General features: G+C 54.3%; 20 protein-coding genes and 4 pseudogenes. 12 read left to right on the forward strand and 12 right to left on the reverse strand.

From position 1 onward, the window contains the following. Positions 1 to 65: 65 nt before the first annotated feature. From JV241A_RS27665 to JV241A_RS14835, 7 genes are all read right to left on the reverse strand, one after another. On the reverse strand, positions 66 to 485 hold the full coding sequence (locus JV241A_RS27665) for a hypothetical protein (protein WP_134063272.1): 420 nt from the start codon (positions 483 to 485) through the stop codon (positions 66 to 68). 160 nt (positions 486 to 645) lie between these two features. Beyond that, positions 646 to 861 (reverse strand): hypothetical protein, encoded by a 216-nt coding sequence (locus JV241A_RS14810; RefSeq protein WP_134063274.1) that lies wholly within the window; start codon positions 859 to 861, stop codon positions 646 to 648. Between the two features lie 233 nt (positions 862 to 1,094). Continuing rightward, a complete protein-coding gene (locus JV241A_RS14815) occupies positions 1,095 to 2,927 on the reverse strand; it encodes a long-chain-acyl-CoA synthetase (RefSeq protein ID WP_134063275.1) in 1,833 nt (610 codons plus the stop codon). 134 nt (positions 2,928 to 3,061) lie between these two features. Then, entirely contained in the window at positions 3,062 to 3,724 is a 663-nt protein-coding gene (locus JV241A_RS14820; RefSeq protein ID WP_115087697.1) for an iron-containing redox enzyme family protein, read from the reverse strand. A 69-nt stretch (positions 3,725 to 3,793) separates the two neighbouring features. Further along, entirely contained in the window at positions 3,794 to 4,192 is a 399-nt protein-coding gene (locus JV241A_RS14825; RefSeq protein ID WP_043859797.1) for an ester cyclase, read from the reverse strand. A gap of 38 nt (positions 4,193 to 4,230) precedes the next feature. After that, positions 4,231 to 5,007, reverse strand: coding sequence for a hypothetical protein (locus JV241A_RS14830; RefSeq protein WP_233674298.1), 777 nt, complete (start codon positions 5,005 to 5,007; stop codon positions 4,231 to 4,233). A 189-nt stretch (positions 5,008 to 5,196) separates the two neighbouring features. Beyond that, complete coding sequence (locus JV241A_RS14835; RefSeq protein WP_115087699.1) at positions 5,197 to 5,643, reverse strand: HIT family protein; 447 nt, start codon at positions 5,641 to 5,643, stop codon at positions 5,197 to 5,199. A gap of 357 nt (positions 5,644 to 6,000) precedes the next feature. On the opposite strand from JV241A_RS14835, the gene JV241A_RS14840 reads away from it, so the two are divergent. From JV241A_RS14840 to JV241A_RS14855, 4 genes are all read left to right on the forward strand, one after another. After that, on the forward strand, positions 6,001 to 6,255 hold the full coding sequence (locus JV241A_RS14840; protein ID WP_115087700.1) for a helix-hairpin-helix domain-containing protein: 255 nt from the start codon (positions 6,001 to 6,003) through the stop codon (positions 6,253 to 6,255). A gap of 56 nt (positions 6,256 to 6,311) precedes the next feature. Then, positions 6,312 to 6,788 carry a GNAT family N-acetyltransferase gene (locus JV241A_RS14845; RefSeq protein ID WP_134063277.1) on the forward strand — a complete coding sequence of 159 codons (477 nt, stop codon included), beginning with the start codon at positions 6,312 to 6,314 and terminating at the stop codon, positions 6,786 to 6,788. Positions 6,789 to 7,812: 1,024 nt separating this feature from the next. Further along, on the forward strand, positions 7,813 to 9,699 hold the full coding sequence (locus tag JV241A_RS14850) for a DUF393 domain-containing protein (protein ID WP_134063279.1): 1,887 nt from the start codon (positions 7,813 to 7,815) through the stop codon (positions 9,697 to 9,699). Positions 9,700 to 10,829: 1,130 nt separating this feature from the next. Beyond that, positions 10,830 to 11,558 carry a hypothetical protein gene (locus tag JV241A_RS14855; protein ID WP_134063281.1) on the forward strand — a complete coding sequence of 243 codons (729 nt, stop codon included), beginning with the start codon at positions 10,830 to 10,832 and terminating at the stop codon, positions 11,556 to 11,558. Positions 11,559 to 11,592: 34 nt separating this feature from the next. Here JV241A_RS14855 and JV241A_RS27670 read toward each other — a convergent pair. Next, positions 11,593 to 11,743 (reverse strand): annotated as a pseudogene (locus JV241A_RS27670) (DUF2514 family protein); the annotation flags it as partial. Between the two features lie 231 nt (positions 11,744 to 11,974). Between JV241A_RS27670 and JV241A_RS27675 the strand changes: the two are divergent. From JV241A_RS27675 to JV241A_RS14870, 3 genes and pseudogenes are all read left to right on the forward strand, one after another. Beyond that, positions 11,975 to 12,106, forward strand: a pseudogene (locus JV241A_RS27675) (single-stranded DNA-binding protein); the annotation flags it as partial. Between the two features lie 742 nt (positions 12,107 to 12,848). After that, on the forward strand, positions 12,849 to 13,286 hold the full coding sequence (locus JV241A_RS14865; protein WP_134063283.1) for a hypothetical protein: 438 nt from the start codon (positions 12,849 to 12,851) through the stop codon (positions 13,284 to 13,286). 1,133 nt (positions 13,287 to 14,419) lie between these two features. Beyond that, positions 14,420 to 14,749 carry a hypothetical protein gene (locus JV241A_RS14870; protein ID WP_134063285.1) on the forward strand — a complete coding sequence of 110 codons (330 nt, stop codon included), beginning with the start codon at positions 14,420 to 14,422 and terminating at the stop codon, positions 14,747 to 14,749. A gap of 7 nt (positions 14,750 to 14,756) precedes the next feature. Here JV241A_RS14870 and JV241A_RS14875 read toward each other — a convergent pair whose 3' ends face one another. Together JV241A_RS14875 and JV241A_RS14880 are read right to left on the reverse strand one after the other, a co-directional pair. Continuing rightward, on the reverse strand, positions 14,757 to 14,966 hold the full coding sequence (locus tag JV241A_RS14875) for a hypothetical protein (protein ID WP_115086741.1): 210 nt from the start codon (positions 14,964 to 14,966) through the stop codon (positions 14,757 to 14,759). Positions 14,967 to 15,087: 121 nt separating this feature from the next. After that, positions 15,088 to 15,585, reverse strand: a complete 498-nt coding sequence (locus tag JV241A_RS14880) for a hypothetical protein (RefSeq protein ID WP_134063287.1) — start codon at positions 15,583 to 15,585, stop codon at positions 15,088 to 15,090. A gap of 85 nt (positions 15,586 to 15,670) precedes the next feature. On the opposite strand from JV241A_RS14880, the gene JV241A_RS14885 reads away from it, so the two are divergent. After that, positions 15,671 to 16,570, forward strand: a complete 900-nt coding sequence (locus tag JV241A_RS14885; RefSeq protein WP_134063289.1) for a LysR substrate-binding domain-containing protein — start codon at positions 15,671 to 15,673, stop codon at positions 16,568 to 16,570. An 86-nt stretch (positions 16,571 to 16,656) separates the two neighbouring features. Here the strand turns inward: JV241A_RS14885 and JV241A_RS14890 are convergent. Next, positions 16,657 to 16,761 (reverse strand): annotated as a pseudogene (locus tag JV241A_RS14890) (lysis protein); the annotation flags it as partial. Between the two features lie 90 nt (positions 16,762 to 16,851). Between JV241A_RS14890 and JV241A_RS14895 the strand changes: the two are divergent. Together JV241A_RS14895 and JV241A_RS14905 are read left to right on the forward strand one after the other, a co-directional pair. Beyond that, complete coding sequence (locus JV241A_RS14895) at positions 16,852 to 17,823, forward strand: fimbrial protein (protein ID WP_166675706.1); 972 nt, start codon at positions 16,852 to 16,854, stop codon at positions 17,821 to 17,823. Positions 17,824 to 18,228: 405 nt separating this feature from the next. Further along, positions 18,229 to 18,486, forward strand: a complete 258-nt coding sequence (locus tag JV241A_RS14905; protein WP_134063294.1) for a hypothetical protein — start codon at positions 18,229 to 18,231, stop codon at positions 18,484 to 18,486. Between the two features lie 201 nt (positions 18,487 to 18,687). On the opposite strand, the gene JV241A_RS14910 is transcribed toward JV241A_RS14905, so the two are convergent. Next, positions 18,688 to 18,915 carry a hypothetical protein gene (locus tag JV241A_RS14910; RefSeq protein ID WP_240047870.1) on the reverse strand — a complete coding sequence of 76 codons (228 nt, stop codon included), beginning with the start codon at positions 18,913 to 18,915 and terminating at the stop codon, positions 18,688 to 18,690. Between the two features lie 186 nt (positions 18,916 to 19,101). On the opposite strand from JV241A_RS14910, the pseudogene JV241A_RS14915 reads away from it, so the two are divergent. Continuing rightward, a pseudogene (locus JV241A_RS14915) lies at positions 19,102 to 19,791 on the forward strand (SOS response-associated peptidase family protein). A 260-nt stretch (positions 19,792 to 20,051) separates the two neighbouring features. After that, a complete protein-coding gene (locus JV241A_RS14920; RefSeq protein ID WP_134063296.1) occupies positions 20,052 to 20,606 on the forward strand; it encodes a hypothetical protein in 555 nt (184 codons plus the stop codon). The last annotated feature ends 107 nt before the right edge of the window (positions 20,607 to 20,713 follow it).

The following is a 20,713-nucleotide window of genomic DNA, read 5'->3' on the forward strand; positions in this document are numbered from 1 at the left end:
ATGCAAAAAAGCCCAGCGCGGGGCTGGGCTGCTTTACTAACGATGGACAGATAGAAGTAGACGCCTCAACGGTCATTCTTTGAGGACGAGCTGACTGCATTTCTCAGTCCTTTGGAATTATGATCGCCTGGAGTAGTTCGAGAAATAGCCGTCGACTTTGACAGGCCACGAGTATCCTTGGAGTGGGCGATACCAGAGGTGGCGGAACCATGGCCATTATCGCCGTTGCGGTCGCTGCCGTAGTGATTGCCGCTCACGCCATGATCGCGGGTTGCCTTACCTGCATGATCTCCACCAAAGCCATCACCCTTGCTGCCTTGACCGCCCCGGCCTCCGCCATTCCCGCCATGCCCGCCGCCATTTCCTCCACCATGGCCACCGTCTTTCGCGTAGGCTGAGCCAATGGGCGAAAACTCGGCAGGCAGCAGCGCAGTTGCCCCCAGTGCAAACGCACACGCAAAAACAGCTACAAAGGTTTTTCTCATGATTCGAACGCCTCCAGAGGCGATGATTGATGTGCCATATGATTCAAAGTCAGCGCTAAAGTTCTGGTGAGGCGACGGAATGCGTCCATGCGTTCGCGAGCCCAAGATCCGACACAAGGCGTGTCCATGAGCGGTTGCAGCGGACTGCTTTGCTGCATCGTCATGAGTTGCGCGACGAGTTCCTTGATTTCGCTCGCGGCCAGTTCTGCCTGTTGATACCTTCGGCATAGGTGTCCAGCGCCAGGGGGAGGTTGAGGCAGTGTACGTTGACCTCGCTCAACGCGCGCTGGCGCGACGACCAGATCGTCCAGACCGTCAGCGCAAGGCGCACATCGCGCTTGAGGGGCAGCATGGCCGGCAGTGAGGGAGTGGACATCATCGAACGCTCCTGCGATCTCACAGCTGAAGGCACTTTACCCTGTACCTCGGAATGCCCTGCGCCACAAGGGCCAGAGCACCTAGCGCTGCAATCAAGCGGTCGTGGGCATGCATCCAATGGGGCACGGAGCGCTATGACGGGGATACCAGAACGCGTAAGGCTGCTCCGCTTGAGTGAGCAGCCTTACGCATTTGTTCAGCCTTGTGGTTTGACGCGCGCGCAGTTGCCCTTCAGTAGCGGAACTTGCCGCCATGAATGTCCTGCAGCACCTGCTCAGTCACGCGCACGTAGGTTTCGGTGCCCGGTAGCCAAGCGTAGACCGGGTCTTCGCCGGTTTGGCTGGGGTCGAAGGCTTCGGTCCTTAGCTTGGTTTTCTGGTATTTGAACGTGCCGGTGGTTTCCATGCAGGTCCTGATGCGCAGGAACATGGGCACCGCGTAGTGGGGCATCTGGCTTTTGACGAAGCGCAGCAGGTCGCAAAAATCCAGTTGCTCCAGCGGGGCCGATGGGGTGATGGCGGCCATCCCGGCGCGACCGTTGGTGTTCTTGATTTCCACACCGTAGGCCACGGCTTCGGCGATGTGGGGGTGTTGCACCATGATGTTTTCGACTTCGGTGGTGGAGACGTTTTCGCCTTTCCAGCGGAAGGTGTCCCCCAGGCGGTCGACGAATTGGGCGTGGCCAAAGCCGATATCGCGAATCAGGTCGCCGCTGTTGAAGTAACGATCGCCCTTCTCGAAAACGTCGTACAGCACCACCTTCTTGCTCTTCTCCGGATCGGTGTAACCGTCGAATGGGGCGTCGTCGTCGATCTTGGCCAGCAACAAACCTTGGCCACCCTTGCCGACTTTCTGCATGAAACCGTTCGCGCTGCGCCGCGGCTCGCCGGTGTCGTGTTCGTACTCCACCAGCGACCAGGCGTTGATGGCAAAGCCGATGGTGTTTTCGAAGTTGAGAATGTTGGTAAAGCCGATGTTGCCGTCACTGGCGGCATAGAACTCGCAGACCCGCTCGATGTTGAAGCGTCTCTTGAAGTCGACCCACACGCCCGGGCGCAGGCCGTTGCCAATCATTTTCACCACCGGGTTGTCGCCATCGTTGCCGGCGGGAGGCTGGTCGATCAGGTAGCGACACAATTCACCGACGTAGCAAATGGTGGTGGCCTTGAACTTGCGTGTGTCATTCCAGAACTGACTGGCGCTGAATTTGCGGCGGATGGCGAAACCCGAGGCCCCGGCCAATGCCGAGCCCCAGCTCACGCACAGCCCGGTGCCGTGATAGAGCGGCAAGGTGCAATAGACGATGTCATCGGGGCGCATATCCAGGGCGATCATGCCGAAGCTACCGTAGACTTTCATCCAGCGCCCGTGCTTGAACACCCCGGCCTTGGGCAAACCGGTGGTGCCGGAGGTGTAAATGTAGAAGCAGGCGTCGTCCAGGTAGACCTGCTGGGTGGTCGCCGGATTGACAGCGGAGTGCGCTTCGCTGACGCGGGTCAGGTTGATGTAACCCTCGGGCGCGACGCCCGCATCGCGAGTGGTGTCGGTGTCAGCCAAGAAGAACGTGCTCAACTCATCGATGGCAACCTCGTTACGCACCGCGTCAAAGGATGGCACCAACTCTTCACCGACGATAATCGCCGAGGGATTGACCAGGCTCAAACTGTGGATCAGGACGTTGTTGGTCTGCGAGGTGTTGAGCATGGCGCAGATACCGCCGATCTTGCTGACCGCCAGCACGCTGACCAGCAATTCCGGGCGATTTTCAATAAATATGCCGACCACATCGCCTTTTTTCAGGCCACGGGCAAGCAGGTAGTGGGCGAAACGGTTGGCCCACTGGTTGACCTGTTCATAACTGAAACGATTGTCCTTGTAGAGCAACGCCGGTCCTTGAGGGTTGCGCGCAACCGCCTGTTCGAAGGCCCACCCCAGGCCGCAGGGCTGATCGACCTTGAGCTTGGAAGCTTTGATTCCCCTGACGAGCCGAGGAATGGCCCGGGCGATCGAGGGGATTTTGCGCAACATCATGCCCCAGGTAATCATGTCGCTATTGCTACTCATGTCACCTCCTAGTGAATTGACCGAGGCAGCCAGGCGGTTGGACAAGCGCCAGACCGGCCGATCGTTTTATTGTTATGCACGCCCTGTAAAAACTCCTCGCGCAGCGGGTGCGCGAGGACGCCTGTTGCCAAGCCTCAGAACTCGTCGGCGACCGACTCGAGGATCTTGCCCATCAAGTAAACCGTGGTGCGTGCGACTTGCTTGACCGACTCTTTTTCTTCGTCGGTCACGACCCAGCGGTCGATGGCTGCGTTGACTTGCTCGGAGTGTTTCTCGTCGATGATCGCGTGGGCGACAAAGAAGGTAAGTTGTTGGTCGGTCAGCTTGAGATGGTTCTTGCAGACATCCATCAATGGCTCGAGGTGCTCGTAGCAGTCCTCGGCCCAGAAGCTGTAGCCCAGCCGTGGAATGATGCCGCGGCACACAGAGACGAAATCCAGGTAGCCGTAGAACGCCTCTGTGGCCGGCAGCATCGGCTTATCGAACTCGGACTTGTCGACGCCAATGGCGATCAGGTCGTTGTACGCCATGTTTTCATGGCCCAGTTCTTCCAGCGCATGCTTCATCGCAAAACGCAGCAGGCCGACCTTTTTATGGTCCTGGTTCCAGCACGCCACCGCTTGGTTGATCGCGTTGTTCTTGGTGTAGTGATACACCTGGACAATCGACTTGATGTAGAGCTCACGCTGCAACTCGGGGCGTTTCATCATCTGGAAAAAGCGGCCGGCCTTGATCTTTTCCCATTCGGCATCACAGATGGCTTTCAGCTCTTTGCGAAACGCGGTCACTTCAGTCATTTCACTCTCTTCCTTGGCGGGTTGATAAATCATTCATGACACTTTTTATAATATCAAGCGAACACGGACTTACAGGCGCAGCACGGACTTTATGATGTAGATGAACTTGGAGAAGAACCCCAGGCCTTCGATAGTGTCCCAGTGCTCCATCAGCACACCGTTTTCCACACGATAGATATCGATCACCTTGTAATTCACCGTAAAGAACCTGTGCTTGGCCCAGTGCTTGGCATACAGGAAGACATAATCGCCTTCGGCGCATACCCGTTCAATGCTGGTACCCGACTCGGGGAATGTTTTGAAGAACTGCGTAAAGTAGGTCTTGAAGCCTTCGCGGCGCGGTGGGATAAATACATTGTTGTGTTGTACATAATCCTCGGCAATCAACGTATCGGCGACCGCCAGTTCCCGCTGGCCAAACATGCGCTCGTAAAACTCGATGACCACTTCTTTGTTCCTGGCTTCCATCTTGGATCAACCTCAATGTTGTCGTTGTTTTTGGATGCTCATCCCGCCAGTGACTGCCTCGCGGTACGGGCCGCCAAGGTGTAGCGAATCAAATCATCAATGTCCTTCAGGTCTGCAGGGCAGCTTTGCAGGCCGAAGAAGGGCGTGACCGACGGCATCAGATCGCCTTTGTACAGGGCGTAGTAGTGATCACCGCGGGCTTTGATCTGGAAGAAGATACCGTCCTGATCAAAGACGAAGCTGTCGAACTTCGGCGCAAGCCGCGGTTTTACGTAGGTGATGAAGGTTTTGTAGCCGCCTTCCAGGGCGACCAGCGAGGCGCCGGTCATCGCCAAGCCGTTGACCACGTTCTTGACCGGGGAATGCTTGTCGACAATAAGTCGCGAGAGTTCGACGCACTCATTCTCGTAATTGGGCCCGGAGAACCGCACCAGTTGTTCATGGCTGATGAACTCGCCCGACTCGTGAGGGAAAGGCGTAATACGCTGGGTGCCGATAATTTCACCATCATAATAAAAGGCAAACACGTAGGAACGCGGGTCGTACTCATCCAGGCATACGGTGTCGTCGACCGCGTTACCAAACAACGTCTTGTAGTAAACCTTTCGCTGCCCGTACAACCGGCTGCGGGCACGAGACAGTTCGAGAAACTGCGCTGGCGTAACCACCTGCCTGACTTGGACCTTGTCAGACTGGCACAAGTCTTGAAGTACTGAATCATAGAAACTGTAGATTGCCGATCCGGCTGAATCATCCTTTACCAACTGCATATTTGCCGAAGGCAAGGCAGCCTTGTTACTTGCGAGTGACGGCATGAGAATTCCCTTCTTATTGTGATCTGTAGTGTTCAACTCAGCCCAGCGCACGACCTAAGTTTCCACAGTACAATACATAGCTTCGCCTCCTTGCGTAGATGCCTACAAGTTGATGATTTGCTTACTGCGCACAGCAAGGCACGCAACCCTCTTATCGCGGGCGTGCCTTTAAACTAAAGCGACTTGCAGTTAAACCGGTGGCAGCGAGGTCAAGGCTCGACGGATCTGCTCTGCGCGCTCGCCCAGCACTTGGGGCGTAGCGAGTGGAAGGTCCGCATGACCCAGGTTGAAACCGTCACCGACAAAGCGGGCCAGTACATGCAGGTGGGCGTGGCCCACGGTCTGCCCGGCCACAGCGCCATCGCACAGCAGCAGGTTGATACCTTCGCAGGGGTGTTCATTGAGGCTCAAGCCGCTTTCACGCAGGGCGGCCGCCACCCGTTGACCCACACGCATCATGTGGCCACAGGTTTGAGGAGGGATATCACCCAGGCCGCTTGCGTGGGCCTTGGGAATGACCAGGACATGGCCAGGAGTAATCGGCTGGATGGAGAGAAAGGCCAGGCACTGCTCGTCTTCGTAGATAACGGCAGCCGGTGATTCTTTCTTGGCGATTGCACAGAAAATGCAGTTCACGATTAGCTCCCTCTATTGTATTAGGTGCAAACCCGGTGGAGGCATGAAGATCCGGGTTGCTACAGGCTGCATTCCATTGCAGTTGACCGCACAGCTTGAGGGTGAAATTACCCTTGGCATTCCACACCTGTACACGGGAGTTTTGAAATTTTTTGTATCCGAACTCCAGAAAGAAGCTAACAGATTGATTTAAATGTGTTTTCTTAAGGTTGATTGTTGTATCCGTCCTTTATCAGGTCGTGTGGGCCGAATAATCCCACAGGGCTACCTGCACTTGGAGTGAACAGGAACCCACCTGCCCTATATGATCTCCCATGCAATCCTCCAAATACTCATACCCTGAAAAGGATTTCTCAGATGCCATTTTCACCGAAAGAGCGAGCGGCATTGCTCACACTCAAGGGCGTAGGCACAACCGTCATTACCCGGCTCGAACAGATGGGTATTGAATCGCTAGCAGGGTTAGCCAAATCGGATGTCAGTGACATTTTGGCTCAGGCGTCAGCCGCGCTAGGCTCGACCTGCTGGAAGAACAGCCCGCAAGCGCGAGCAGCCATTACCGCCGCCGTTGACCTTGCGAAAGGGACTGCAGAGCACAAGCCCGCCGGCTAGGTTCGTTCGTCTGCGCGGGTGCAAACCAGCATTAAACATCGCGGAAAAGGCAAAGCATGGACCTGCAATTCAAGCGACTCAGTGAAATCAGCAGCGCCGACATCATCGACCTCAACAACAACCCGGTTGTCTTGCGCCACATGCCCTTGGGCCGCCCTGATTTCGACCAAGCCAAATGCTCAGCGTGGGTCGCCGAAAAAGAGTCGCAGTGGATGCTCAACGGATATGGCCCCTGGGCGTTCATGGTGGATCAAAAATTTGCCGGCTGGGGTGGGTTGCAGCAAACAGAAGGTGATGCAGACCTCGCCCTGGTTTTACATCCGGACTACTGGGGCCTGGGCAAAGCAATTTATGATGAGATCGTTCGGCGAGCCTTTCAGGAGATGGGGCTGGAATCGGTCACTGTCTTGCTTGCACCGACTAGAACCCGGATCAAGGGTATTCTTCGAGTAGGGTTTCAACCGGACGGAGAGGTCAACGTCGACGGCACACGCTTTGTTCGCTACCGGCTTCTCGCAAGCACTCGTGCTTGAGCCCGACGACGGTGATGGCGGATTTTCTGCTGCTGATTTGGCTTTGGCTCTTCTATTCGCTGATGTTCACTTCATAAAGTGTCGCATCCTGCCCGGTGCTTTCTCGTCAATGTGCACATTGGCACCGCCCCGCTATGGCTGACGGGCTGTCAAAGCACGATCAATTCGTGGGGACGGAAGTCACAATAAATTGGAAGCAATGTTCCCTAGGCCTTGTTTTCCGCCCTTCATAAACGCAAAAAACCCTGAAAAATAATGGGCTTGGAGATAGAGGAAGCGTAGAGATTCGAACTCTAGAATAGTTGCCCATCGACGGTTTTCAAGACCGATACGACGACGCCAGCCCGCTGCACCTTTGCGCCACGTTTCAGTTCCAAAATTTTCGTGCAATCGCCTTTCTACAAGCCGCGCTCTACAACGGTACACCACTTGAGTTTTGGAACCGATTTTTTGCTACGATCTAAAAAAAACCGCTCTTCATCATCCATCTGCCGCCCCGGGAATCGAGAGCCACACAATGCCCCCAGAGGCATCGAGTGGCTGAACATCGCTAGGTGCTACCGTTTGAGCTTTTAGGATTTTATCGCATGAATACATCCGAGCCCCTTAACACTCGACATCGATACCTGCCCATGCAGTGCCGGTTGACTCGTAACAAAGGTGACCTCCCAAGACAATCCGTTAAGCGCGTAGACATTGTCGGTCGCCTTCTGCGCAAGGTCGAATTCGGCAAAGCTCACTGCGTGTCAAGGTTGAACGACCACTCCTAGTGGGAGACGTGGGCCGGCACGGAAAAACACCTTGGAAACGCATCATTCAAGGGTGAATCAATGAGTCAAGAACAGGAAAGCACTGATTCCTAAGCAAGCCTGCGTTTTTGAACCTCAGCCCAGGAGGGCATCAAAAATAGCTTGCTATCCCAGTCCTTTCCTAGCTATACGAGCCGCCCAAATCAGCCACACCAAGCAAATCGCAACGCCGTCGTATACCGACTATAAAAATCCAAAACACTGATGAGAACAACATGACTCCGCCCTTATACATCCAAGCGTGGATATTTTACGTATCTAGTTTCGCCGCCATCTATGCAATTGTGCATTTTATACCAACTACCCGCTCCTTCGCGGAGCATCTGGGCAAAAAGCTACTGAGCAGAGCATTTCCACAAACGTCAGACAACGAGCACTACAAATTTGCAATTCTGCGAGTGCTATTTGGACTTATCCTGCTATTCAGAGCAGTCAATGTACAACTACTGCTGCTGCCTGATGAACGCTTTAGCCTGATCGGACTATTTAGCGCATTAGACATCATCGCATCCATCATGCTGACACTTGGACTTTTCACCCAGATAGCGCTGGCGTTTTCCATATACGTGATGTGGCAAATCGGAGAATATATCTTAATCACCAGCACACTGGGCAATGACATCGCTGCCATCTTGAGTGCTCTTTTATTACTAACCAGTGCTGGCAAATACCTCTCTCTTGACGCACTAATAATAAAGCGTTGGCACTTGAGCCCCGCACTGCTACTTTACACCAGAACGCCACCCGACAAGATCACTATTGCACTAGCAAAATTTTCCGCACTATTTTCATATTGGCTAGTGTGTGTATACTCGCTATCCATGCACATTAACGAACCTGCCTGGACAACAGGAATCGCGGGACCGCTACTGCTAACCAACAATTTCATGTCTCAATGGCACGCTTGGTTCGAAGCAATTTTCGCTTCCAACAACCTAGCAACCGCCACCGCCAAATATACACTCTGGCTCATGATGGTGTGGTATGCCACCGTCCTTCCATTTACTTTACTCGGAGGACTGTGGCGGAAGTATGTCATTGTATGGGGACTAATGTTCTTCGCCCTATCTTTGATTATCTTGAATCTTGGATCACTGGCACAAATTGAATTTGTCTTGTGGGCAGCTATTTTCTGGCCTGCACTTGGCGTAAACTCAAAGCCAAAGCTTTTGTTATTTTATGATGACAAATGCAATATGTGTGACAAGACCGTACAAATCATTACCTATCTTGACGTTTTCAACCGTATACGTCTCATGCCAGTGTCACAAAGCGCTGAACAACTTCTAAAATACAATATCGACAGCGAAGATGCCTTGACGGATCTTTATGGAGTCAATGAAGAGACTAGGCAGGTTTTCCGCGGCTATGACCTTTACTATAAACTCGCCAAACACATCATTTTGTTGTGGCCGGTTGTTCCGCTGCTCTGGATCGGGCAACTGTTCGGCATGGGCTCCCGCATTTACCGAATCATTGCGGTAAGACGGCGAGAGCTCTTTGGCGTTTGTACGCTGGCAAGGCCAAAAACGAACCACGACATTCAATCCAACAGCCTCCATCGCCCCTCCCCTGTCTCAATTGTTTTCGTCATACACATAATACTCCTGGGCTCAATTTACTTCATCTCGATACCGGCCCCCTATATTGGAATCACCGGCTCAAGCAATTCCGGCACAAGCGCTGCAACTTTTTATGGCATAGCGCCAATCAACGTATTCAATAAAACCGACTTACGAATGGCCGAAAACTGGTTTACACTGACTGACGCGAACACAAATACACTCCTCCCAATTTTCAATGAGAAAGGCGAGCGTCTTCCTTACCATAAGTCCGACAGAGTCTATTTTGGCTATACCCTGAGGTTTCGCCGCGGCGAGATCGACAGCGTCGATTGCGCCTTCGACCGTCGACTTGCATCCATTGATTACCTTACCCGCACATGGTTAAACCAATCACCTGCCCATCGCGAAACCCGTAAGTTTACCTATACCCAATACTATCAACCGATACCCGACAACGAATCCTTGCTCAAAAACCTGTACACGCCAAACAAGCAGGTCATTCGCTGCACTCGGGAATATGAGGTATCAATTCAATAACGCTCATCCATCCAGGCCGCCAAGCCTACGTTGTTGAGAAGCGTCTCTGGCGCACGCCTGACATGCCTGAATCACGATCAATCCCGGTCGCCGGCTTCGGTGATAGAGACAATTCGTTGAGTAGAAGCTGGAGCAATATCGCCAGCCACGCTCCATAAACCATACTACCGGCGGTGGTGGTGGCACTCTACACCACCACCCTGACCGGGAGCGGCGAGCAGGATTGACAACCAGAGATTAGAAGCAGCAAGGCGATCGCGTAGGCGAATCTGGTGTGCGGGAGCATTGGTCAGCTCCTGGAGGTGGATTTTTCGTTGGCCTGCAGCTGATTTTGAAACGCGCGGCGCCAGGTGCGCTCTGCTTGGTCAAACCAAAGGCGATATCACCGAACAGATCTATCACCGGGTCGAGCCCATCGCAAAACTCTGCCTCTCGTCAGCTCCGATGGTCAAAATACGCTCACCTCGATTACTGTACATCCAAACAGTATTCTTTGGCGGAACCGTGATCATCGAAGACGACCACTTCGTGCTGGGCATGCCCACGCCTGTCCAAATGTTGCGAAAGCATGCGCGACTGGTCGAAGCAGAGTGCGAACAATTGCGGCACGAACTCGACCGAGCCCGGAGAACATCGAGAAGCGGGTGGCCATCCATCAGGCCCAGGCCGCCGAAATCACCAGGCTCAAGCCAGGATCAGCGCATGACCTAGGAGCTTTCTGACTCCTTGGTGGAGAATACAGAGCTGAAGAATCGGCAGATCGGCGGGTTTCCTCGCACCTACGGCGGCATGCCGCCGGCGCCAGACGCAAGCGCTCGACTTCCTGGGCGAGCCGACCTAAATGCTGGGCGGCATGGTAGTGCCGCTACGCATCGATGGCCTGCCGAATCAGCGGTTCGCCGACCTCGATAACTCCTTCAAGAGTCTTTTTCACGCGCCACTGCTCCAATCATTTTTGATGAAAGTAGCATAGGCTCAGTAGCTCCGGAGGGTAAATCGCTTACAGTGCGAGAATTCACTCCCCTCAAAGTTCTTGGTAGAATTTGGAATCGAGCCCGCACTCTGGAGCCGGCTAAGCGATTTACGGATGGCATGGCTCCGGGCTGTATATCAAACTGATGGAAGTGAACATGAAGTTCGAGAGCCCAGCCCCACGCATTCAAAGAATACTTGAATCAGTCACCTCCACTTCCTCCGGCACATCAGCAAAAGATGCTTGGAGCAAAGCCCTAGGTGTTCCCAAGCCGAATCACGCCAAGCTACTAATTAAGATTGGCGAGTTCATGGAGACAACTGAAGCGCTCAAGAACCAAATGAATGAGCTGTTCAACGATCTAGCCCCCCAGACTGATGCATGGTATGAAAAAGTCAAAGAAGGTTTTGATAAAATAGACCTCACGACATCAATCTCAAACTTTCAGATACGTTACGGTAAAAATGACAACCTGTACCTGAAAGTAATTGCCACCTGCATGAACTTTCATAGCCACCCGGAACTCGATATCGAATTATTAACGGAGGCGCGTGAAAGCCTCAATAACTTGACCGAAGAAGTTATAGCAAGCGAACTTGACCCAAAGGTTAAAAGCTATATCACAAAGTCTTTAAGAAAAATAATTTCTGCGCTAGAGGACTATCAAATAAGCGGCACTATACCAGTAGTTGAAGCCATAGAAACCATGATGGGTCACGCCTTCGTAGACCCGGAATATCGAGAAGCCGTTAATTCAACTTTCGGAAGAAAGATTATTGACACCCTCGGCGCCGTTGCGGATCTAGTTTCAATTAATGCCGGCATCCAGCCGGAAGTTCTTAAGCAATTAGGCCAAGACGCAATTAAATTCTTAATTGATGGCTAACATGTAGCTTTTCGTGAGGCCACCTATAAGTGCTTCACCGGATCAGTGCAGTATAGGACCTCTCGCACGCCTGGCCAGCTATTCGGGTTCGGTTATACGCTTTCACCAGTTCTCCCGCTCGATCATCAGCCCATGCGAGCATGAGCGGAGAGCACCGTGGCGTTGCGGGTGGCCGCCTGGCCCTGGCGTGCGAACACGGCCACAAAGGCCAAGATGGCAAGCGCCCTACTCAGTGGGTCGACGCCACGCTCTAGGGCAAGCAGCTGCACTTCACCATCGACGACGCCCACGTCGAAACCTGCACCAAGGCCGATCACTCCCAGAGCGTGAAGCTCACAGGCCGCGCGATCATCATCAAGTTCGCCGGCAGCCCGCCGCCGCAGGCGCAGCAAGGAAGCCAGCAGCAACAGCCTCGGCCTCAGCAGCAGCGTCAACAGAGCCGCCCGCAGGCCCAGCAGCAGAACCAGCAAGGCGCCCCGGGCCCAGACTTCGACAGCTTCGACGACGACATCCCTTTCGCCCCGCTGCATCACCCGGCCGGGGCGTAGCCATGATCACCACGATCGCCCAGCCCATCCCCGCAGTGAAGTACGCGGCGGCCATGGCCACGTCCACTGGCCTGCCCTGGGACGTGTATCGCGCAAACAAGCGTCTACTAGTGGTCATGCCCTCTGGCTCTACGAACAAGAAGCCAATTGAGGTGTGCCACCCATGAGACGCATCCAGAAGATCACCCAGCAGCGCCGCCGGCACCTGCATGTTCACTTGCCGCCCAGTGGATTGAAAGAGGCGTCATATGGCGATGGACCAGGCCGAGCGCGACCGGCGCAAGCGCGAGAAGTCCGCGAAGCTGCAGGAAAAAGACATGCGTTTGAAGGTACGGTCAGGGACTAAGCAGGCCCGTTGGAGCTCATGGCCTGGGCCGGTATCGAGGAACAGGGCGAGGCGATGACGCTGATGATTTGCTTTCAGCGCATCGACAGAAACTTCCCCTGCATACATTGTTTCTCCTTTTCTCCGGCCCCATGCCGGTCACTCGTAATACCCCACCCCAAACCAAATTGCCACCATGGCGCATCCGGCAACGAAGGCCGGCGTATGGATGAAAAAATGCCATGCCCCACATCCCGCCGCGACCTTCAGCCACAAAGTAGATGATCCGGACACGAAAACCTTCATAGACGCGTCCAAATCCGTCAACATGCTGTTGGAAGACAAAAAGCTTAACAACTCAGCAGACAAAGCCATGGAAAGGTACTTAGGGGAATCGGAGTGGTCATAAATCAGCTGATGTCCCAAGAGCTTGAGGCAGTAACGCTCAGCGGTAAAAATTTGCCAAATGAGCTGATTAGACTGATCGCGGAAGGGTTCAGTGAGTGGGAGGGGTGCTTTCTACTGACCGTTTTCAAGAAAAGACTTCGAACTGTGCAAAGAGCGCTCTGCCCGGACGAGACGAGCGTTGAATGCTGGGTCAACTCACTGCGTATCGACGATTACCTGGAAGACGATCATCTTGCACATGCCTTGCTGTTGATCAACGCAGTGTTTCAGCAGTGGCGCACGCAGTATCCGCAGCACACATTGATCGCAGCAGCTTCAACCGACGAATTTGGCGCAGCCGTTAAATTCTACGTATCACGAACAGAACAATCGTGGCTGAATGGTGATACCGAAGGCTTTGTTCAGCCCGTGTTAGTTACGGACTCGAGACAGTTACCATTCCAGTAAGCTCAAATTACAAGGCACCGCCAAAACCATCTGTCCTGCCCTGTGCCCTTGCTTGAGTTGAAGCCCAGATGCTGGCCAGCACGCCCTCGCAGGCCAAGTTCAAGGCCTATCAAAAGCGCGAACACCACGATGTTGAGTGCATGTTCGGCTTCAGGGTCCGACGGGACTGACCCTCCCGCGCTGCCCGCCAGCGCCTTATCGTTTTCCGTTCGTAGCAGGGAAATCACTGAGCGGGTTTACCGCCGCGTAGGAGCGCTGGCAAAGCCCACCAAGTAGCCGAAGTTTTGTCAGCGCTGACATTTTTCCATGCCCCAGAAACGCAAAAAGCCCTGAATAATCAGGGCTTTGGAATTGGCGGAAGCGTAGAGATTCGAACTCTAGGATAGTTGCCCATCGACGGTTTTCAAGACCGATACGAAGACGCCAGCCCGCCGCACCCTTGCACCACATTTCAGTTCCAAAACTTTCGAGTTACCGCCCGGCTACAGGCCGCATTCTGCCACGGTACGTGCCTTGAGTTTTGGAACCAATTTTCACCCCTCCTTCGGCGTCCTGCCGACCGAACACAATCCCTTCCTCCTGCAACTCGTCAGCTTTCTAACCTGCCTCCTTCACATCCCGGAAATGTCCACTACCGTATATTCCCTGCACCGTTCAAAACGCACAGGGAATAGCCATGATAGGGAAGCAAATTGCCATCTGGTCAGCGGTGGTGTTAAGCCCGTGGGCACATGCTGCCCCCATTACAGCCCCGTCCGATCCTAATGCTGAGTATTCGATTATCAGCGTGACCGAGACCGATTCAGGCCTTGAAGTGATCACTCAGAGATCAGGCATCAGCGGGATCAGCTACTCGAAGCGGCAGTTCGATTGCGTCCAGCGCAGGGTACTGTTCTTGGGCGCCGGCTCTTCGGTGACGGACCTTGAAAACGCCAGCGGTGACGATGAGCCTACGCCCTTGTTCAAAGGATCCCTTGCCCGGGCCATATCGGATGTAGTGTGCAGAGACTTCGTCGCCGGAGCACGCTAGCGCCAGATTCCCGATAGGTTAGTTCCCCAGACTGCTCTGCCTCTCGTCAGCTCCGATGGTCAAAATACGCTCACCTCGATTACTGTACATCCAAACAGTATAAATGGGCGAGACCGTGATCATCGAAGACGACAGCTTCGCGCTGGGCATGCCCACGCCTGTTCAAATGTTGCGCCAGCATGCGCGGCTTGTTGAGGCCGAGTGCGAGCAGCTACAACATGAGCTCGACCAGGCCAGGGAGAACATCGAAAAGCTGGTGGCCATCCATCAGGCCCAGGCGGCCGAGATCACCAGGTTGAACGCCAGGATCGAGCACATGACCTGGGAGCTGTCCGACGCACTCGTGGAAAATACAGAGCTGAAGAATCGGCAGATCGGCGGGATTCCTCGCACCTACGGCGGCATGCCGCCGACGCCAGACGGCCGGAGATAAGTTGAAATTAGTGCAACGAGCGTGCAGGCCCGCCGAGCGACCGCAGCTGGTACTCGGTGACAGCCTGGTACAGCGACTCGGCCTCCAGCCGCAGGCGTTCGACCTCCTGTGCCGGCTGGCCGGCGTCCTGGGCGGCGTGGTAGCGTCGCTGCGCATTGATGGCCTGTTGTATCAGCGGCTCTCCCGCCTCGATAACTCCCACCAGGGTCTTCTTCACACTGCTGCTCCGGATATTTGGTCAGCGCAGTATAGGCCAACGGCTATTCAGGCTTCGCTATGGATCAACCAGATCAGCGACGACCACCAGTTTCACCTTCCGGCCAAAAGAATCCGTTCGATCAAGGACGGTTTCCGGTCAAATCTTCGCACAAGGCGGTCTGTGTCCCAGCTTGATGAGCGGCAAATTCCTCAGTTCCAAACCTCTGTAGCTCCATGCCGATATTACTCAGTCTCTCCAAGCGGGCGCTTTCTCCCAAGACATAAGGCTCCTGGTCTTTACGCGGAAGAAAACCCTGATGCATTCGTACCTCAAAAATTGTCCGTGAAACCCCGTTGATAATTTCTACAAAGGATGTCGAAACCGGTGAGCGCTGAACGTTTGCCTGATGTACCACGGCCCCCGCTTCCGCTTCCGTTCCTCGAATCCTGAGCAATGCACATTCTTTTCCAGGTGAGCCAGACATGACCAGTTCAACGGTGACGCCTCCATTCCCTTCATAACCTCGTACGATTGGCCTTTCCAAGCTCGAGGCGGCATAACAATAATTGCCCGCCCAAAGCCCTGCCACTTGAGCGATGAACACCAATGGCGAAATGAGCGCTTTCAAACACGACATGCTGCTATCTCAATAAATATGGCAGCGCAGCATAGAAACCCCCGGGCTGTTGACCTATAGCACTACTTATCCATAAGCTGTGCATATGACGTACAGCTCAGACGATATTTTCCCTCCTTTCGAAGCCCTGCAAGCTGCCCTTGCCGCCGCCAGTACAGGTTCCTTCACTGCTGCAGCAGCGGAACTGGAAGTTACACATGCGACCATCAGCCGACGTGTGGAAATGGCTGAAAAATGGTTTCAATGCTCCCTGTTCGACCGCCATGCGCGCGGTGTCACCGTGACGGCCACTGGACAAATCGCGCTGGCCAAAGTCGCCCATGCCTTTGACCAACTGAAACAAGCGCGACAGCCCCGGCCCGTCGGCCATACCTTGCCCATCGTCAAATTGGCCACTACGCCGTCCTTCGCGCGTTTCTGGTTGATCCCGCGCCTAACCGAACTCGAAGGTACGACTCAGGATTTACGTATCGAACTGGTCACCTCTGCATTGAATGCCAGCCTGTCCTCAGGGGAGGTCGATCTGGCCATCAGATACGGGCGCGGACAATGGAATGACGGAGACGAGGAGCCACTATTCGAGGAGTCGCTTTGCCCCGTGGTGTCACCCGAAGTTCTCGCCATGAACGAACAGCCGTTGTCTTTAATACAGGATACTGCGCTGCTACACAGCGGCGACACGACACTGTGGCGAGCGTGGATGAGCCATCATGGCAAACGCCTGACTTCGAAGCCCATCGACAGGGTGATGGGTGACTACGCCCAGGCAATCGAAGCCGCCCGCTCAGGATTGGGCATCGCACTTTGGAATCCGACGATTCACTCTCTTGATGGATTCAACGGACAATTGGTCGCGTTGAACGAATTGAGCTGCCCAAGCCCGCTGAGATTCTTCCTGCTGTCGAAGCCTGGACCGGCTCATACACCGCCAATGAGGGTTCGGTCAAGGCTTCTCCGGTTATTGAGTACAGGCTTCCCCTTTTGAAACCAAGGGACGCAGACGTCCCTTTCGTACTGATTCAGGTTCTCCAATGAAGGGCAGCAATGGGTCGAAAGCAGTCTTTTTACAGCTTACCTCCCGATACCTCGTGCCACTCGTAGGGCAATCAATCCTTGATCGCCGTCGTCAGTGATGGCGACAATTCGTTGAGCCGCCGCTGAGTCAAGTTCGCCTCGCGCGGCTCTATGATTCAGAATCGCCTGATATCCATTGATACTTTGACTGATTAGGCTGCAACGCTCCTTCCGCCCCGTGTAGCCCTCTTCATGAAGCATTTGACTCTACAGAATCCCCTGCTCGGCATTGTCGCGACGACGTTGCTGGCCTGCGCGTCGGACGCGATAGCGGCGAATTGCACATTCAACCTTTCCCCCACCACTCAAAGCCTCAACTTCGGCGCAGGCCTGGCCAGTGGTGGCCTGACAATCCCCGCCGACACGCCGGATGGCACAGTGGTCTACCAGGACACCGCGCAGCAATCGACATCGCACAGTTGGTCGTGCAATTCGACCTCGCAATATGGCGTGGCAGTAAATCCAGCGCTAGGCACCCCGGCCAGTCTCGCAACGACCTTCCCCTTAGGTAAAACGGGGCTCTCGTTCCGTATCTGGATGGACATGTTAAGTCGATATGAGCCTTCTTTATTTGCGATCAGCCCAAAAGGCTATGGTATTGCATCCGGCACGGTCCGCCTGGAAATCATCAAGTCAGGCCCATTGGCATCGCAAGTCAATATTGCTGCCGGTAATCTGGGCAACCTGCAATCAGGCGAGCTGATTCTGAATAAATTCAACCTGGCCAATGCTCTGGTAGTGAATGCCGCCTCCTGCCAGACTCCTGCCGTCTCCGTAGCCATGGGTGACGACTATCAACTCCAAGAGTTTCGCGAGGCTGGCGCCAAGCCGCGAACGGTGCCTTTCGACATTGCCTTGAATCAATGCCAGACCGGCATCAAGAAAGTGACCTACTCGCTCAAGGCCAACACCCCGGTCATCGACGGCCCGAACGGCATTGTTGCGCTCAACGCCGGGTCCACGGCTAAAGGCATCGGCCTGCAATTGATGAATGCACTCGGCCAGCCAATCGCACTCAATACCAGCTACCCGTTCGACGCGTTCACCACGACCGGCCTCAACTTCAAGATCCCGCTATCCGCAGCCTACTACCGCCTGGGCACTGAAGAACTCCAGGCGGGCAGCGCCAACTCCGAAGTGACCTTTATCGTGAATTACCTGTGAGGCATTCAAGGAGCGCCTGACTTTCGCGGCGCCCTGCTGCCCTACAGCCGAGATTAGATTCGAACGCAGCTGATACTCGCTGGCAGTCTGGTATAGCGACTCGGCCTCTAGGCGCAGGCGCTCAACTTCCTCGGCGGGCATGCCAGCATCTTGTGCCGCGTGATATTGCCGGTGTGCTTCGATGGCTTGCTGTATGAGTGATTCACCCGCTTCGATAATTCCTGCCACTGTCCTTTTCAAGCTACTGCTCCACCTGTTGATCAGCGCAGTATAGGACGCCTTGCATGCCTGCTCAGCTACCTACCAGAGCGTCGGCCCATGTAAGCCAGCTATCAGCCCCTTATTCACCGCCAAGAAAAACCCCCCGTCTTCAAGGGGCTGTCGTATCTCCAATCGCCGAAGTCTATGAAAGCCACCACTCTGGCGCTAACATCCGGTGAAACCATCTGGAGAGCTTTGGGGATGATCACGTTCAAGGAATTTAGCCTTTCAGGCGGCTGGAAGGTTGAGGTTCGTAAGAGTGGGGTTCATGTTGGCACTATTCGTCGCGCCACTGCTGACTCCCCGTATGCGTACTACAAGGGGAAGGATAATCAACTCACTGTCTCCCTCCGGAATGCATCATTAGATGAACTGAAGAAGGCAATCGAGAAGGATTCCTGAGGTCCTCACGCTCTTCAGGCGGTGCAGGTTCAAGAAAACATAGTGCGCACATACGCTTGGCAGGCTGACAGCGCAATCAGTCCCTAGTCACCGGCATCGGTAATGGCAACAATTCGTTAAGTAGCCGCTGGGGCAAGTTCGCCTCGTGCGGCTCCATGAGCCACGCCGGTGGCGCCAGTCGTGGCCAGCCCCCCCAGCCCCCTACTCAGCCCGGCACCACCACGACTGCGCATAGAAAGCACCGTCCACTTCCTCGATCCCGGTCAGGTTCATTCCGACCTGGGCCATGCCGGTGATCTTCACGTCGAGCAGCCGCGGGAAAGCGTCAGAGGCTGGCCCTGAGCTGAAGATCCAGGCGCTGATTGTCGAACGGCCCAGGCTGTCGCTGTGACCTTCACTAATCTGGATGTCGCCGGCCAGCGGCTGCATCTTTCGCAGCTGATCAGCAGGAATGGCAACGCCAAGCTTTCGTCAGCGCAGGATGAGGAAGCGCATGCCGGGCACCACTGTATAAAAACACAGCATGCTATGGATTTGCCCAGGGCCTGGCAATTACCGATCAGCGGCAAGTCTAACCAGCTACTCTGAGTAGACGCGGGGATCGAGACCGACCATATGTGCGGAAGACTGAGCCAGTACCACGGCATTCACGACTTCGTCGATGCCCTGAGCATGCCCTACCCGCTTGCCAACAGTGTCGGTGACCATCCGCTTGAGCGATACAACGTCGCCCCGACCACCAGGGTCGCCCTACTTCGGCTCGAGGGTGGAGTGCTGCATGCTGACCTAGTGCGCTGGGGTTGGCGGCCGCACTGGGCCAAGGATCGCGCCGCGCCGATCAATGCCCGGGGCGAGAAGGTGGCTCACGGCCCGTTCTTCCGCGCGATCTGGCCGCACCGGGCCATTGTGCCGATCGACAACTGGTTCTAATGGGTCGATGAGGGTGGCCCAAAAAAGCAGCCCTACTTGATCCGGCGTCGTGATGGCCGCCCTTCCCTTTGCGCCGGCATTGGCCAGTTCAGCGCCCACACTGGACAGCCCGGCGAAGAGCCGAACGAGCATGATGGGTTCGTCATCATCACCGCCGACAGCGCGGGCGGCATGGTCGATGTGCACGATCGGCGGCCGGTGGTCCTGGCGCCGGAGTTCGCTCGGGAGTGGCTCGACCCGGCAACGCCGAAAGAGCATGCCGAGCAAATGGCCCTAAACCTGGGTGAGCCTGCGGAAGTGTTCGAGTGGTTCCGGGTGAGCACTGCAGTAGGAAATGTGCGAAATCAAACTCAAGAGCTAGTCAAGCCGCTTTGATAAAGATGCGATTTCACTGGAATCGATTGAGGGGGATTTAGGCTGTTCAGCCAAAATGAGAATCGTCTGATATTGAGCAGGAGGCGGGATGGTAGCATTACCTATTCACTTCTGACAGTACGAATTAGCAATGTACATACAAAATTCGGAATTAACGCAGAGCAAGCAAGCATGAAAACTCTTTAAGTTTAAGAAACGTCTGATTTTTTTATCTGTCGCCGCCTTGTAAGTTATCACCTTCAAACAACGCGAGCAGCGACATGAAAATTGATAAAAATCTAACCGAGCTTGAAAACCTTTTGCGACTCATAAATGCTAACAACCCTGAAATAAATCTTCGGGCCGATCAAATAAAATCCGTTCACCCGTGGATGAACGTTAGCAGTTTATATGAAGAGAAAAACTCATACGTTGAAATAGAGCTCGTAGCGGGAAAAGGGTATAGCGGCAGTTATAGGTTTTATTACGACAGGGTAACCATCCAAGGATATAAGACTCTACCTGAACCCTTACCCTATTTTCCTGTACTCCTTAGTGATACGCCAGAGTCGATTCTGGCCAGATATGCTGAACGATACGAAATCGCTTCAGATACGGAACTTTTTACGAACTACTTTGTTCCACCTACAGCTGACGAAATGTTTGGCTCGATATCCATTGCGACTGATGGCAAATCCTTACTATATCATCAGTCCTACAATGTTCGACTAATGCGAGTCAATAGCCTGAATGATGATCTACCCATAAACCGCATGATTGGAACTTCCACGCTTAGTGGCTTTGATGCAGCACGTGATCAATTGGAAATAAAGTAACAGACCATTAAGTGTCGATTGCGCTCATAAAAGCCTAGCAGGAAATGAGCGCGATCGGACTCTTTTCGCCGGTACCGGAGATGGTGGCAATTCGTTGGGTGATACCT

The sequence above is a fragment of the Pseudomonas sp. JV241A genome, from assembly GCF_900275665.1.
GTDB lineage: Bacteria > Pseudomonadota > Gammaproteobacteria > Pseudomonadales > Pseudomonadaceae > Aquipseudomonas > Aquipseudomonas wadenswilerensis.

Bases quoted from the DNA above. Each gene is read 5' to 3' on its own strand.
- JV241A_RS14855 (WP_134063281.1), top strand. From the start codon at position 10,830: ATGAAGTTCGAGAGCCCAGCCCCACGCATTCAAAGAATACTTGAATCA.
- JV241A_RS27665 (WP_134063272.1), bottom strand. From the start codon at position 485: ATGAGAAAAACCTTTGTAGCTGTTTTTGCGTGTGCGTTTGCACTGGGG.
- JV241A_RS14815 (WP_134063275.1), bottom strand. From the start codon at position 2,927: ATGAGTAGCAATAGCGACATGATTACCTGGGGCATGATGTTGCGCAAA.
- JV241A_RS14870 (WP_134063285.1), top strand. From the start codon at position 14,420: ATGGGCGAGACCGTGATCATCGAAGACGACAGCTTCGCGCTGGGCATG.
- JV241A_RS14845 (WP_134063277.1), top strand. From the start codon at position 6,312: ATGGACCTGCAATTCAAGCGACTCAGTGAAATCAGCAGCGCCGACATC.
- JV241A_RS14920 (WP_134063296.1), top strand. From the start codon at position 20,052: ATGAAAATTGATAAAAATCTAACCGAGCTTGAAAACCTTTTGCGACTC.
- JV241A_RS14830 (WP_233674298.1), bottom strand. From the start codon at position 5,007: ATGCCGTCACTCGCAAGTAACAAGGCTGCCTTGCCTTCGGCAAATATG.
- JV241A_RS14820 (WP_115087697.1), bottom strand. From the start codon at position 3,724: ATGACTGAAGTGACCGCGTTTCGCAAAGAGCTGAAAGCCATCTGTGAT.
- JV241A_RS14895 (WP_166675706.1), top strand. From the start codon at position 16,852: ATGAAGCATTTGACTCTACAGAATCCCCTGCTCGGCATTGTCGCGACG.
- JV241A_RS14880 (WP_134063287.1), bottom strand. From the start codon at position 15,585: ATGTCGTGTTTGAAAGCGCTCATTTCGCCATTGGTGTTCATCGCTCAA.
- JV241A_RS14910 (WP_240047870.1), bottom strand. From the start codon at position 18,915: ATGCAGCCGCTGGCCGGCGACATCCAGATTAGTGAAGGTCACAGCGAC.
- JV241A_RS14850 (WP_134063279.1), top strand. From the start codon at position 7,813: ATGACTCCGCCCTTATACATCCAAGCGTGGATATTTTACGTATCTAGT.
- JV241A_RS14905 (WP_134063294.1), top strand. From the start codon at position 18,229: ATGAAAGCCACCACTCTGGCGCTAACATCCGGTGAAACCATCTGGAGA.
- JV241A_RS14865 (WP_134063283.1), top strand. From the start codon at position 12,849: ATGTCCCAAGAGCTTGAGGCAGTAACGCTCAGCGGTAAAAATTTGCCA.
- JV241A_RS14825 (WP_043859797.1), bottom strand. From the start codon at position 4,192: ATGGAAGCCAGGAACAAAGAAGTGGTCATCGAGTTTTACGAGCGCATG.
- JV241A_RS14885 (WP_134063289.1), top strand. From the start codon at position 15,671: ATGACGTACAGCTCAGACGATATTTTCCCTCCTTTCGAAGCCCTGCAA.
- JV241A_RS14810 (WP_134063274.1), bottom strand. From the start codon at position 861: ATGTCCACTCCCTCACTGCCGGCCATGCTGCCCCTCAAGCGCGATGTG.
- JV241A_RS14840 (WP_115087700.1), top strand. From the start codon at position 6,001: ATGCCATTTTCACCGAAAGAGCGAGCGGCATTGCTCACACTCAAGGGC.